This is a genomic window from Enterococcus rivorum (assembly GCF_001742285.1).
Taxonomy (GTDB): domain Bacteria; phylum Bacillota; class Bacilli; order Lactobacillales; family Enterococcaceae; genus Enterococcus_L; species Enterococcus_L rivorum.
Genome location: NZ_MIEK01000081.1, coordinates 100,848 through 115,870, shown reverse-complemented (window position 1 = coordinate 115,870; position 15,023 = coordinate 100,848). Strand labels below are relative to the sequence as shown.

Sequence of the window (15,023 nt, the reverse complement as noted above, 5' to 3'; positions counted from 1 at the left end):
AATTCATGGCGTTATTTTAAAGCCGAATGCAAGAAGAAGCTTTTGGATGAAACGACAGGAACAATTTATCGGAGACGAAAAATTGAAGTTGAACCTGCGTTCGGTCATCTAAAGGCTCATTTGGCGTTCCATCGCTTTCACCTACGAGGAAAGCTTGGCGCCAAGATTGATGTTGGCTTAGCGCTTATGGCATTAAATTTAAGAAAATTAGGAAAACATATGGAGTGAAAAGCTCTTTCAAAAGAAAAAATAAGTAGGTTGCCACAAACTCGACCATTTTTTGCTAGGTATTTACCTAGCAAAAAAATTTTAATTATTAGAAATACAATATCAGCTACGAATTGAATAAAATAAAAATTAATACTATTAATCTGTTTAGTCAAATGTCTGCTTTATAAATACTTAAATAATACTTTTCTAACCAGCGCTGTCCAAAACCAATCACCAAACAAAGCAACCAGTAGATAATTGCTACTAAAGCATACATTGATAGATAATCAAAAGTTTTTCCACCGACAATTTTAGCTTTTTGAAAAATATCGGGAATCGTGATCATTGCGGCTAACGAAGTACCCTTTGTCAGCTCCATTGCAACATTACCTAATGCTGGAATAGATGTTCGAAAAGCTTGGGGAAAAATAATTTTGCGAATTACTGTTCCAAAAGATAGACCTAATGCATAAGCCGCATCCCATTGTCCCTGTTCAACCCCTAAAATAGATCCTCGGTAGATTTCGGCAATAAAAGCGCTACTTGTTAAACTAAAACATATACATGCTGTAGTCAATGCATTTAACTGGTAAGGTAAGCCAAAATACACTAGAAATAGCAATACTAATCCTGGAACGCCTCGTAAAAAGGAAATATAAAAACGGGTAACCCACTTTAAAAATTTAGAAGGACGCATTTCTACTACCGCCAGAAAAAATCCAAGAATATTGCCTATTAAAAATGTTATAAGACTAATTCCTAGTGTGTAAGGTAATCCTGTCAGAAGGAACGGCAGGGAGTCAACCATTAACTGGAAATCTAATTTCGGTATATACATTTATTCGCCTAAAGTACTTTCTTCTAGCTTTTCTGAGGGCTTAGTAGAAACATCCGTTTGAAAATACTCTTCAGAAAGTTTTTTCATAGTTCCATCTTTTCGCATTTCTTGCAAGACTTCATTAATTTTTTTTCTCAATGTAACGTTCTCTCTCTTCATTAAAAATCCAGTCTCGTTTGGGTTGAGATAAACACCCTCTAAAATTTTTACGGGAATATCTGGTAATGCATCTATTGACATTTTTTGGAGATAGTAGTCGTTCAAAATAACATCGGTACGTCCTCTAGCCACATCTGTCAAATATTGATTATTTGTGGCATTGTCATATGTCACTAATTTAGCGCCATATTTTTCTGCTATTTTCATATAATTTGTATTGGGTTCTCCAGCCGCTTTTTTGTCTTTTAAATCCTTGAGAGAGGCTATGCCGGAGTTGTCGCTCTGCCTAACAATCATGCTACTAAACGAATATTTAATTGGGGAAGATAAATCAAATTTTTCCTTTCTCTCATTTGTTAAGCTAAAATCATTAGCAGCCAAATCGGATTCACCTTTGGCAACCGACATGATTTGACCATCTACATCGTATTCTTTAAAAGTAGTCTTCAAACCTAAACGTTTGGCGACTTCTGCGATAATCTCTACATCATAACCTGTTAACTCGTTTTCATTGTTATAGTAAGAAGAGGGAAATAACGTTCCAGAGGTTGCAACAACTAATTTTTTTTTATTTTCTACTCTCTTCCAACTTTCATCGTTTGTTACTGTTTTATTTTCATTTACACTACATGCAACCAAAACGAAACCGGATGCAATGGTAGTTAACCAAAAAAATAATTTCTTCATTTAATCCTCCTATGATCCACAATAATATTTCGGTAATAAGAATTTTTGCTCTTCTTCAAACAAGTCCCCTATGTGGAAAAGCAAATCTTCTCTCCCTTTCGACGCCATGAATTGAATTCCTAAAGGTAATCCTAATTTTGATATATGGGTGGGTAGACTGATTGCCGGCTGACCTGTTAAATTGGCGAGCTGAGTAAATGGCGTCATTGCTAGGCTTTTTTCAAACATATTATAAACTAGCTCTTGTAACTGTGTAACAGATAAAGATTTTGCCTTTAGCAAAGTTTTACGAATCTTTTCATTTTGTAAATCAACATTAATTTTAGGTGCAGTATCAGCTGTTGTGGGTGTCAATAATAAATCATACTGTTCAAATAATTGTTCCATTTTATAGGATGCTTGATCCCAGAGTTGAAGTGCTTGTGTATATTGAGTGGCCATTATTTTCAAACCATATTGATAAATACCCCAAGTCATCAATTCCATATCAGAAAAAGTGAGTATCCTTTGAACCTTTTTTTGAATATCATGAAACATTGCAGCAGTTTCTACACCATTCATTAGGTAATAACTATCTATTAACTGGTAACCGTTAAATGGATAACAGATTTCAGTTAGTTCATGCCCCTTTCGCTCCAAAAGTGTGATTGCATTCTGAATCGCTTTTTTCGCTTCATCTGAAACCGTTGTCCCAACAGGAGATTCTGTCAAAAAAGCAATTTTCAATCCCTTTTTTTCTATTGTTGATTGTCGATTCCATTCAGCTTTTGGCGCTTGGTAAGGAGCTGCTTTTTCTGTTCCACGTAAATGATAGAATAACATTTTTGTATCTCTCATAGAAATTGTTAATGCAAAATCAATTGAAGCCCCTTGCCAACTACGCCACCTAACGGGACCTACTGGCATACTTCCTCGCGTTGGTTTTAAACCTATTAATCCACAAAAAGAGGCTGGAATACGAATAGAGCCTCCTCCATCACTTGCACCAGCAATCGGAAACAATCCACTTGCGACGGCCCCAGCAGCTCCACCACTAGAACCTCCAGGTGAATAAGAAGGATTCCAAGGGTTCCTAGCCGGGCCATACATAGTGGAGTCTGAAATGTTTTTGAACCCAAACTCAGGAACATTCGTTTTTCCTAAAGGAATAAAACCTAATTGCTCTAATTTCTTAACAAAGTTATCTGTTGAATTAGCACGATTTTTTTTTAATAAACGAGAACCTGATGTCGATTTCATGCCTGTTTTTTCTTGTCCTAGCATTTTCAAAGGAATAGGCAACCCAAAAAAAGGAGCTTTTGTGTTTTCTAAAATCGGGCACTGTTTTTTAATCATGCGAACATCAAATTCTACAAATGCATTTAATTCAGAATTTACTTTTTTTACTTGTTTTTCTCTATCATCAATCCATTCATTAATTCTTAATTTTTTATTTCGAAATTGTGTAACGTAATATAAACCATCTTTCATAATATCCCTCACTTAAGCTTCGATGTTTTATTATACAATTATTGCTCGATTTTTACGTAAATTTTGCTTACGTAATTTATTTTCCCAAAAGTTCTATTGAAAAATAAAAAGGTCTAGTACAGTTGACATTGTTTTGTTAAGTAAATTTTTTTAGATTCCATCCCCTTATACATGACTAACTTGATAAGCTATTAATAATTTAAAGAGTTTCTCTTCAAAAATGAACGTTGTTTAATTGAATCACTTCAATTTTGGAAGGATTTCTTTTATTGCTTAATTTCTTAAACACTTCTCTGGCATATCTAGCTTAATACTTGATTCATTATATTGAAATAAAAAATTTGTGATGACATGTAAAAGTGACTATATAAAAAATAAATAAATCGCTTGTTTAGTTTACTAAGAATTTTTTATCTAAATAGTTCTTCAAGAACTTTACGAATTTAGTTAATTTGATTATTCTTTTACTAGTTTGAAACATAAAATTTCCTTGTAGCCAGTAAACGTAAGACACTTCCTGTTACTGGGAAATGACAAAAGTGAGGCAATAATCAATAAGCAATTTGGTTATTGCCTTGCTGTTTTTGTGACAGCTACCATGACTAAAAAAATTATTTTTATTAAAGTCTTATCAGAAAGAAAACTATTCTTTGCCTACATTGTTTTTCAAAATCGTAGAAGAATGCTGTTAATTGCATTGGTCATTCTACGTAATTCTTCAGGATATTTAAAGAACAAAGGAAATTCAGTCTAATTGTTTCATGATAACCAATTATTTTTTATTCTATTATTCACCCAATCTACTGAGAGCACCGAATGTAAATTTTTCCGAAGAAGTCTGGTAAATCAGCTGATACTATTTTAAATCTGTACACTCGACAAACTTTCGAGTTTGAAGAGTAAAAAAGTCTTGTTCTAGTTTTTTGAGTACTAAACTATGTTTATCCAATAAAGTTTCCTCGTAATCAGTAAATGTAAGACGCCGATTCTCGTTACAATGAGGTGTTCTTTTTCTATCATACACTAATATGAGAGGGGGTGCATTATGAGAATTTTTTTTATTATTTTGTTCCTATCCGGTTGTTTTTTTACTTGGTATTTTTCCAAAGTGAAACCGGATGAGCCAATGCGGAATCAGTTTCTTGTGTGGGTCAGTGTTGCTTGCCTATATAGAGTATTTTTTTGGTAATCAAGCAAGATATACTTATTTCCTTTTTAGTTTGGGAAATTGTTGAATACTATGGTTTTATGGCATGTTTTCAGAATGAACTGATTGTAAATAATTCACTTGGCTTAAAAGTCAAAATTTAGAAATTTCGATGACTTAACCTGTTTATACAACTAGATACTCTTACTGTTAGTATTAAATTAATCAAAGGAGTAAACTTTTATGCACTTTTTAGGAATATTAGGTTTAATTTTAGTTACAACCTCAGTTGCAGCTCATTTTTCAAAAAAATGTGGAATTCCGGCTGTAGTGGGGCAATTGCTAGTGGGGATATTATTAGGTAACGCTGGATTAAAATGGATTCATCCAGATGTGCTAGTTCATGAGTTTTCAGAAATCGGAGTCATTCTGCTCATGTTTTTAGCTGGTCTAGAGAGTAATCTCTCAATGTTGAAAAAGTACTTCCGACCGGGAATTTTAGTTGCCTTGTTTGGCATCTTGTTTCCAGTCGCAATGGGCGGATTGTTTGCAAAAAACTTCAATCTATCTTTTAATGAATCTCTTTTTATTGGAATCATATTGGCAGCCACCTCTGTCAGTATTTCTGTTGAAGTGTTAAAGGAGTTGAACGTGATGAGTTCAAAGGAAGGACTGACAATACTTGGTGCCTCAGTTGTCGATGATATTTTAGTGGTCTTTCTATTGAGTGTCGGTTTATCCTTTCTCACTGATGGGGAAACAGATGGAGGGGCTCTTGCTATTGTACTTCTGAAACAATTAGGATTCTTTATTAGCTTATTCTTTTTGATAAAGTGGATTATCCCTGGTTTGATTCATTTTTCTCAAAAAATTTATGTTAAGCATTCCACTGTCATTATTTCGTTGATTATTTGTTTAGGTTTGTCTTATATGGCTGATGTTGTTGGACTTAGTGCTGTAATTGGTGCCTTTTTTGCTGGTGTAGCAATTGGGCAGACAACAGTCAAGGAGAGTGTCTTTTCTAATGTTGAGATTTTAGGCTATAGTTTGTTTATTCCAGTGTTTTTTGTCAGTATTGGGCTGGAAGTTAATTTCACTGGGTTTGAAAAACAAGTTTGGTTTATTCTTTTATATATTATTATCGCAGTTTTAACAAAGCTAATTGGTGGTTTTTTGGGAGCTAAGTTAGCTGGCTTTTCGAATGACAGCGCGTTAATGGTTGGCTCAGGGATGATTTCAAGAGGAGAAATGGCGTTGATTGTCTTGCAAATTGGTTATCAAGCCCAACTGATTGATATCGTCTATTATTCACCAATTGTGACTATTATTTTAGTAACTACTTTAATGTCTCCATTGATTATGAAAATTTTTACAAAGAGAATCTATCATTAATTTTTTTGCGTTAGTTATGTTAGTAATAGTGCCATCATTGTTCTTAAAGAAAGATTAAATTTCCTGAAAAATATGAATTTTCCGCATTTGTTCAATCTTGTGATAGTTTTTATGGCTATTAAAAACATATACCAAGAAAGTCGTTGAATTACTAGAAATTATGTTCCGCTAAAAAAGAGAAATGAAAAACTGATAGAGGTTAGTACCTAAGAAAGCATTACAGGTCAATTAGTTATTGAAGGCTCAAACTCCTCCGTGGGACAAACTGAGCTGTCAGATTCTCTTACCACCATCAATGTGTGTTGAGCACATATATAAATAGTTTCTTCTATAGAATAGGATAATGCTTCCCCTTTCCAGTCATTAATACATGGAGGGATTGGAATAGAATGTTTAGCAGAATGTTGTGTCAACTTAGCTGTTCATCAAAAATGCTTGTTGCTTATATGCTGAAAGGGCAAGTGAATCGCAAACGAACAGAAAAAGAAATTGCTACTTTTTCAACGATTATTCCATAGTTATTTTCAAGAGGCCGATAAACAGATGGCCTCTTTTTTATACATAGAAGCCTTCATATAAAGCTGTCAGGTAGTTTTGCTTCGCTTCAAGGGTATATATTTTAGTAACGAACAGAGGATAGTCTTTTTGTATCTAACATTTGGATTATTGATAGGATTGTGTGTTTTAGATAGGTATTAAAAAAATATATATAAAATTAAAATGTGGATTTTCTCTTAATTTTTATGGAAAAATATTTTTTTATCACTTTTCTTTTTCTTAAATTTGATAGTTAGATAGGTCGATAGCTGTTGTTTTAATAACTTTTGTAAGGATTTATATTGTTAACGAATACCTTTTATCCAAAAATATTTAAATAAAAACCTCTATAAGTTCCCTAGGAACTTATCTTATTGTTTGAAATACATTATTATGAATGTCCATTGATAATAATGTTAGATTCAGAGTAATACATACTAACCTTATTTCAGGGAACTAAAAAAATTGAAAGAAGGGATATTTTTGAAAAATAAAAAAATTTTTCAAAAGAGCTTGATCTTAAGTTCAACCGTATTATTAATGAGTAGTACATTGTCTGTGCCAGTACAAGTATTGGCAACTGAAAGTACTCAAGCAAGTGAAGAGAAAGCAACAACAGATTCAGAAGGGAATTCCGAAAATACTGCGGACTTGTCAGGAGATCAAACTCTGAATACAACTCCAGCAACAACTGAGAATTCAACTCAAGAAAGTGAAAGTACTGCCGAAGAAGCACAATCCGAACCCGTTAACTCGGAAAGTAGAGTCGCTGACTCTGTCAATCCGTACCGATTAGGAGATACAACAATTAAAGGAACGACGGATTATTCAGTTACCAAGTATGTGAGATATAGACTGTATGCATCAGCAAGTTCAAGTACTGTATTGTCAACCGTTACAGCTGCTGTTAATACAGATGGAACTTTCTCTATCCCAATTAATCCTGCACTTGTAACTTCAACGAGTATGGTATTGTATGTTGATGGTTCAGGTACAAATACTTTTGTGTTCGAAACCTTAAATAATGCTGTGCAAATTTTGGCAGCAACAGCAGGAACAGTTGTAACTAGCACATACAATATAGGTAACGCTAATGTAACAGGGGCTGTTACAGGAGATGTGACACAAGTTGCATTAAAAGTTAACGGCACACTACAACCTAAAGTTGCAGTATCTGGGACCAACTTTTCAATTTCAGTTTCGTCATTAAATATTACTACAAAAGATACTGTAAGTGTAGTTGGATATGATTCAACTGGGAAACAATTGGATGAAAAAAGTGTGGTTCTATATCAAGGTGAAACGATTAATCCATATCGATTGGGAGATACAGTAATTACTGGGAAAATAAATTCAAATACTACAACTAAATTTGTTCGATCTAGATATTATGCTACAGGGACAGGTGCTTCAACAAATAGTGCATCAGTTGCGGTAAACGCTGACGGAACTTTCTCGATTCCTATTTCGAGTACTTTAATTACTGCCCTTACGCCGGGAGTGCTATATGTGGACGGTTCGACAACTAACACGTTTGTCACTCAAACTTTTAATGATAAAGTTACTCTTTTAGCAGCAACAGCGGGAACGATTACGCCTGATGCGTATACATTCGGTACTCCCAATATCACTGGTAAATTTACAGGAGATGTAGCACAAGTAGCATTAAGTGTGGATGGAGTAACCCAGCCAAAGGTTTCAGTTACGGGGGGAACCTTTACATTACCAGTAGGTGGCTTAATTACTTCTTCAAATGCTAACGTAAGTGTTATTGCTTATGATTCTACAGGGAAACAGTTAGCAACAGCATCTATTGCAATCAAAGAAAATGCCACAGCGGATCCGTATTATTTAGGTGATGCTGTATTAACAGGGCATGTTGGAACAACGGGTGCAAAAGTTGTTTCTGTTTATGTTAACGGTTCTGGGGTAGCGCAGGATGTTCCTGTAAACGCTGATGGTTCTTTCTCAGTAAATGTTGCTGGCAAAATAACCAAATTGACTGATACAGTTCAAGTTAGTGGGCAACTACTGGTTAGTGGAACAACAGCATTTACTAATTTGAGAGTACCAGTATTAGCAGTTCCAGCATCGTTTACAAAAGTAGATGACTATGATTTGGCCAAAGCAACAACGGTTACAGGGACATGGGTTGGTTCAAATGTAGCGAAATCAGGAGTAATCGTTAACGGTACTTTATTGGGTACAAATCCAACATCTGGCGGTAACTTCTCTTACTACACTAAAGGGAAAATTTCGAAACCGACAGATGAAGTCTACGCCGTTCTATACGATGCAAGCGGTACTGAACTAGCAAGAAAACAAGTGAATATCACTGATTCGAATACGGGAACAGTTCTTCCGAGCAGCTATACATTGGGAGGCGCTTCAATTACGGGAACTTACACAGGTGCAGTAGCTCAAGTAGCCTTAAAGGTCAATGGTGTGGAAGGTCAAAAGTCGAATGTAAGCAGTTCAGATCAAACATTTAACGTGTTAGTAAATAATGCAATTACTAATATAAGTGATCAAGCAAGTATTGTTGCTTATGATGAAGCCGGGAAAAAACTGGACGAACAACAAGTAACAATTGTAGAACCATTAGTTGGTACATTAACAGTTAATGAATATACAATCGGAAATCCAGACATTACAGGTACTGCTACAGGAGACATCACCAAAGTGGCTGTATCCATCAATGGAAAACTTCAAAGTAAAATTTCTGTAAATGCAACAGATAATACTTTTAAATGTAGTGTAGCAGGTTTGATTACAGACCCTACGGATATTGTAAAAGTCATTGGCTATGATAGCAACGATCAACAAGTTTCAGAAATTAATGTGACTGTCAATGAGCAATCCACATTAGACGTTGCATCTTATCAAATAGGTGCACAATATGTTACAGGTTTTGTAACGGGCAATATTGCAACAGTTGGTTTAGAAGTAAATGGTGTAGAGAAAGAAACAGTGGGAATTGATAAAACTAGAACCTTCAATCTTACTGGTAAGGGAGTAATAAACAGTAAAACTGATACAGTAAGTGTAGTTGGTTATGATAGCGAAGGAAACAAATTAGTCGAAGAATCTGTTACTTTGACAGACCCAATTGTGACAGCATCGTTTACGCAAGTAGATGACTATGACTTATCAAAAGCAACTACAGTTACAGGAACATGGACAGGTTCAAATGTAGTAAAATCAGGACTAATCGTTAATGATACTTTAGTGGGTACGAATGCAACATCTGGTGGTAAATTCTCATACTATGCTAAAGGCAAAATCACGAAGATAACGGATGTAGTCTATGCCGTTCTATACGATGCAAACGGCACTGAAGTAGCAAGACAACAAGTGAATGTTACTGATTCGAGTACGGGAACAGTTCTTCCGAGCAGCTATACATTGGGAGGCGCTTCAATTACCGGAACTTACACAGGTGCAGTAACTCAAGTAGCCTTAAAAGTCAATGGTGTGGAAGGACAAAAATCGAATGTAAATAGTTCGGGTCAAACATTTAACGTGTTAGTAAATAATGCAATTACTAGTGTAAGTGATCAAGCAAGCGTTGTTGCTTATGATGTAGCTGGAAAAAAATTGGACGAACAACAAGTAACAATTGTAAACTCCGCAGAGCAAGGTCCGTTTACGAGCTTAGACGACTATGATGTAGCGAAATCAACAGCGGTTACAGGGAAATGGACAGGTGCAAATGTAGCGAAGTCAGGCCTAATCGTTAATGGTACGTTACTAGGTACAAATACAACAGCGGGCGGTAACTTCTCATATTACGCTAAAGGGAAAATCACCAAAACAACAGATGTTGTCTATGCAGTTTTATATGATGCAAACGGTGCTGAATTACAAAGAAAACAAGTAAAAGTGATTAATTCTGCAGCTCCTGTAGAAACGGCGTCCTTTACGACAGTAGATGACTATAATATCCTGAAATCAACAACGGTTACAGGGAAATGGACGGGTGCAAATGTAGCAAAATCAGGACTAATCGTTAATGGTACATTGTTGGGTACAGTCCCTGCATCTGGCGGTAACTTCTCATATTACGCTAAAGGGAAAATCACCAAAACAACAGATGTTGTCTATGCAGTTTTATATGATGCAAACGGTGCTGAATTAGCAAGACAACAGGTGAATGTGATTAGTTCTGCAAAATCTTTCTAACAAATAGCAGTTTTTAAAGAATTAGTTGCAGAAATGATAGACTAGTTTTCTAGCCAAAATAAATAAATAATGAATAATTGCTGGACATTACAAGTGAAAGAACGGATTTTCAAATGATCCACCTTGTAATGTCCAGCTAAATTGGAGAGGACCAATTATGAATAAAATAATTTTATGTTCACTTTTTTTGGTGATTTTTTTTGTTGGATGTTCACAAGTTTCAAGTAAAACCACAGAATCATCGAAAGAAAAAGTTAGCAATGTCAAAATATTAGAAAACAAACAACTTGAAGTTAAAGAAGTTTCGAAAGAAAAAGTAGAAAAGAATGATCAAACAGTAAAAATAAATCTTTCAGTTTTAAACAAGGGAAAAAAAGCTGATGGAGTCGGTTCTTTTGAATTCTATCTAGAATCGGAAGGAAAAAAAATAGAAGCTTTGACTGATTTAGAAAGTCTAAATGGAGAGATTGAACCTGGAAAAGAACTAAAAGGCAATATTTATTTTAAAGTTCCTAAAACGTTGGATAAAATCCATTTAGTATATGAGCTAGAAGGTGAAAAAAAAGTGAGTTGGGATTTGGACGTAAAAAATGCTAAATAAATGAAAATATAGAAGGATTGATACATTTTGAAGTTGACAGTATTAGGTTTAGGATACATTGGTTTACCAACAGCCCTAACTTTCGCAAATTATGGACAAGAAGTGGTTGGCGTTGACATAGATGAGACCGTCATTGAAAAGTTAAATGCAGGAGAAGTCCATATTGAAGAACCGGGTTTATACGAAATATATATTGATGTGTGGCAGAACAAACGGTTTAGAGCAAGCGCAACTATTGAGAAATCAGATGTATTTATCATTGCGGTTCCTACCCCGAACAAACATGATAAGTACAAGTCTTGCGATCTCGGGTATGTTGAAAAGGCGTTGATTAGTCTTCTGCCTTATTTAGAGAAGGGGAACACAATAATTATTGAATCAACAATTTATCCGGGAGCGACTGAGAAAGTTTTACAGCCAATAATTGAAGCAGAAGGATATGAAATAGGAAAAGACATATACTTAGCTCACTGTCCAGAAAGAGTATTACCTGGGAACATTTTCAGAGAGTTGGTAGAAAATGATCGTATTATTGGAGGAGTTACTGAAAAGTGTACATGTAGGGTTAAGGATATCTATAACCTCTTCGTTAGAGGGCAACTATTAGGAGCCTCGGCTTCAAGTGCTGAGATGTCAAAATTAATGGAGAATACATTTAGAGATGTCAATATTGCTTTAGCAAATGAGCTGGTTAAAATTTCTGATGAACTAAATTTAAATGCATTAGAAATTATTGATTTAGCCAACAAACATCCACGCGTAAATATTCACTCTCCCGGTCCAGGAGTAGGTGGACATTGTTTAGCAGTAGACCCTTATTTTATCATCGCTGAATCACCTCAACAAGCTCAAATGATATCGAAGGCAAGAGAGATTAATAGTACAATGCCAATGTTTATTGTTGATAAGGTAAAGAGGCTGATGGAAAAATCTAAGGGTAACAGGATTGCATTAATGGGTTTGGCTTATAAAGGCAATGTTGACGATGTTCGTGAAAGTCCAGCTGTTAAAATTTATCAAGAACTAAGCAATCAATTTACAGTGAATGTATTTGATCCATATGTCAAACCGGCTGATTGCAGGAATGATTTACTTAAAACAGTAAGTGGAGCTGATTTAATGTTAATCTTAACAGATCATGATGAGTTCAAACAATTCACTGATGAACACTTGAAGAGGATGAATCAAAAAATAGTGTTCGACACTAGAAATATTTTTCCGGATTTCAGTGAAGAAGTAACCTATTATCATATGGGAAATTTACCGGATTAAAAAGAGCATGTAGAAAGGAAAATATAAAATGAATCAGAATAAAGAATATATTTTTAGGATTTTTGATCTATTTTTTGGAACGATTCTATTGTTAGTTCTTTTTCCAATAATTTTAATCTGCATAGTATCAATAAAATTAGCAGAACCGACAGAGCCAGTTTTTTTTAAACAAAAAAGGGTCGGGAAAAATGGCCGATATTTTTGGATGTATAAATTGAGAACAATGCATTCAAATTCAGAAAAAAAGTTGGAAGAATTGACTAGCGAAAACGAAATGTCAGGACCGCTATTTAAAATAAGAAATGACCCAAGAGTGACGTCTGTTGGGAAAATCTTGAGAAAGTATAGCTTAGATGAGTTGCCGCAGTTAGTAAATGTGCTAAAAGGAGAGATGGGGATAGTAGGTCCGCGACCACCTCTAATTGCAGAATACAATGCTTATACAACTATAGAAAAGCAACGTTTGACTATAAATCCGGGATGTACAGGACCTTGGCAAGTGAGTGGAAGAAATAATGTAGATTTTCATGAAATGGTTCAATTAGATTTGAAGTATATTTGTGAGAGATCAATTGCGTTGAATGTTGTCATTATTTTAAAAACAATTAGAAGGATGACGGTAGATGCGGATGGATGCTGAAATCAATGAGAAAAAAAAAATTTTTAACATCAATATTAACTGTTTGACAATGAAAGAAACACTAAGAATAATCGAAGAGAGCATAGAAAAACGAACGAAGATTCACCATGTGTCTATCAATGCTCACAAAGTCAATTTAATAAACAAAGATTCTTGTTTAGAAGCGATTGTAGATAAAGCTAACTTAGTTAATGCCGATGGAAGCTCAATTTTGTTAGCTGGAAAAGTATTAGGTGTGAATATTCCAGAACGAGTAACTGGAGTTGACCTGTTTATAAATCTTCTAAAAATTTGCGAAACAAACGGTTATCGAGCATATTTTTTTGGAGCAGAAGAAGAGTCTTTGCATTGCATGATTAAGAACATAAAAAGAGATTATCCAAAATTGCAAATTGCTGGTTTTCGAAATGGTTATTTTGAAAGTAAAGATAACGATGACATTGTAAAAAATATGAATGAATCTAAAGCAGATGTTTTATTTGTAGCATTTTCTAGCCCAAAGAAAGAATATTGGATTAACAACAATGAAAGTAAACTTAATATCCCTTTTTTAATGGGTGTTGGCGGGAGTTTTGACATTTTATCTGGAGTAACCAAGAGAGCACCTGGCATTTTTCAGAAGTATGGGCTGGAATGGCTTTACCGATTTATCAATGAACCAAAAAGAATGTTTCACCGTTATTTTTTTGGAAATGGTAAGTTTCTTATTTTATTGATAAAAGAATATGCAAAAAAAAAGAGGAGATCATTTTTAGAAAGGTGCAATTAATAATGAAGATAGTAATGGTTGGTCCAGATAAAAATGCAAAAGGTGGCATCGCATCTGTGATAAACAATTTCGTAGAATATTTTGGTGATCCATCTATAGAAATATTAGATTACATTACTTGGAAAGAAGGTAGTTCTTTTCATCACCTGCTGAACACCATTTTCGGCATTTTAAGGTTTCCATTTTTTATAAGAGCTGAAAAACCTGATATTCTTCACATTCATGTTGCTCAATATGGTAGTTTTTACAGAAAGTCACTCTATTTAATGTTAGGAAAAATGTTCAAACTTAAAATAATTTTACATATGCATGGTTCTCAATTTGAAAAATTTTATGAAAAAGGCTCAGTATTTCGTAAAAAATATGTACAGTATGTATTAAACAAAGCTGATATTTTAGTTGTTCTCAGTGAAAGTTGGAAAGAGTTTTATTCACAAATTACGACAAAGAATATTGAAGTTATTAAAAATTGTGTCTCTGTGCCGCAAAAAAATCTCTACAATAAAGAGGCTAAAGATATAATATTTTTCGGGAACATTGGCGAAAGAAAAGGTGTATATGATATTCTAGACATTGCCTCTGCACTTCAAACAGAGATACCAGAGACTTCTATTTGTTTATATGGCAATGGAGATATTGTTAAAATTAAAAAAATTATTACTGAAGGACATCTCGAGAACGTCATTGTAAAGAGTTGGGTAAGTGAAGAAGATAAACCAGCTATTTATAGAAAGGCTATGATGCATATTCTACCCTCTTACCAAGAAGGGTTACCTATGGCAATCTTGGAAACAATGGCACAAGGTATCCCTAACATCAGCACTTTTGTGGGGGGAATTCCTGAGCTAATAGAAAATCGGAAAAATGGTGTATTAATAAGACCTGGTAAACAAGAGGATCTGAAGGAAGCGATCATTGAGTTAGCAAATAATAAAGCTATGCGTGTTGCTTACAGTGAAGAATCATTTAAAACAATAGAAAATCAGTTTTCAATCAATAATCAAAAGAGTCTGTTTTATAAAATCTACAATGATTTAATGAGAATTGAATATTCTAGTTGAGCAAATAGGTTCAAAAAAGTAAGATATTAAATTTAATTGAATATATTAACAAAATTAA

Annotated in this window: 11 protein-coding genes and 1 pseudogene; 9 read left to right on the top strand and 3 right to left on the bottom strand. The window is 34.4% G+C overall.

Annotated elements, in window-relative coordinates:
- Positions 1-225, top strand: a pseudogene (locus BCR26_RS18195) (transposase); the annotation flags it as partial.
- Positions 226-379: 154 nt separating this feature from the next.
- Here the strand turns inward: BCR26_RS18195 and BCR26_RS17875 are convergent.
- From BCR26_RS17875 to BCR26_RS17865, 3 genes are read right to left on the bottom strand one after another with little or no spacing between them, the layout of a single operon-like run.
- On the bottom strand, positions 380-1,048 hold the full coding sequence (locus tag BCR26_RS17875; RefSeq protein WP_069700311.1) for an amino acid ABC transporter permease: 669 nt from the start codon (positions 1,046-1,048) through the stop codon (positions 380-382).
- A complete protein-coding gene (locus tag BCR26_RS17870; RefSeq protein ID WP_069700310.1) occupies positions 1,049-1,894 on the bottom strand; it encodes a transporter substrate-binding domain-containing protein in 846 nt (281 codons plus the stop codon).
- Between the two features lie 9 nt (positions 1,895-1,903).
- Positions 1,904-3,364 carry an amidase gene (locus BCR26_RS17865; protein ID WP_069700309.1) on the bottom strand — a complete coding sequence of 487 codons (1,461 nt, stop codon included), beginning with the start codon at positions 3,362-3,364 and terminating at the stop codon, positions 1,904-1,906.
- A gap of 1,390 nt (positions 3,365-4,754) precedes the next feature.
- On the opposite strand from BCR26_RS17865, the gene BCR26_RS17860 reads away from it, so the two are divergent.
- The 8 genes from BCR26_RS17860 to BCR26_RS17830 all read left to right on the top strand — a co-directional run bounded on the left by BCR26_RS17860 (position 4,755) and on the right by BCR26_RS17830 (position 14,965).
- Positions 4,755-5,903 carry a cation:proton antiporter gene (locus BCR26_RS17860; protein ID WP_069700308.1) on the top strand — a complete coding sequence of 383 codons (1,149 nt, stop codon included), beginning with the start codon at positions 4,755-4,757 and terminating at the stop codon, positions 5,901-5,903.
- Between the two features lie 389 nt (positions 5,904-6,292).
- Positions 6,293-6,421 (top strand): hypothetical protein, encoded by a 129-nt coding sequence (locus BCR26_RS19165; RefSeq protein WP_275950749.1) that lies wholly within the window; start codon positions 6,293-6,295, stop codon positions 6,419-6,421.
- Between the two features lie 559 nt (positions 6,422-6,980).
- Complete coding sequence (locus tag BCR26_RS17855) at positions 6,981-10,622, top strand: immunoglobulin-like domain-containing protein (protein ID WP_211272320.1); 3,642 nt, start codon at positions 6,981-6,983, stop codon at positions 10,620-10,622.
- Between the two features lie 157 nt (positions 10,623-10,779).
- On the top strand, positions 10,780-11,223 hold the full coding sequence (locus BCR26_RS17850; protein WP_069700306.1) for a DUF4352 domain-containing protein: 444 nt from the start codon (positions 10,780-10,782) through the stop codon (positions 11,221-11,223).
- Positions 11,224-11,250: 27 nt separating this feature from the next.
- Positions 11,251-12,495: a nucleotide sugar dehydrogenase gene (locus BCR26_RS17845; RefSeq protein ID WP_069700305.1), complete on the top strand. Its 1,245-nt coding sequence runs from the start codon at positions 11,251-11,253 to the stop codon at positions 12,493-12,495.
- Between the two features lie 28 nt (positions 12,496-12,523).
- Entirely contained in the window at positions 12,524-13,135 is a 612-nt protein-coding gene (locus tag BCR26_RS17840) for a sugar transferase (protein WP_069700304.1), read from the top strand.
- Between the two features lie 49 nt (positions 13,136-13,184).
- Entirely contained in the window at positions 13,185-13,904 is a 720-nt protein-coding gene (locus BCR26_RS17835) for a WecB/TagA/CpsF family glycosyltransferase (protein WP_245677031.1), read from the top strand.
- 2 nt (positions 13,905-13,906) lie between these two features.
- Positions 13,907-14,965 carry a glycosyltransferase family 4 protein gene (locus tag BCR26_RS17830; protein ID WP_069700303.1) on the top strand — a complete coding sequence of 353 codons (1,059 nt, stop codon included), beginning with the start codon at positions 13,907-13,909 and terminating at the stop codon, positions 14,963-14,965.
- The last annotated feature ends 58 nt before the right edge of the window (positions 14,966-15,023 follow it).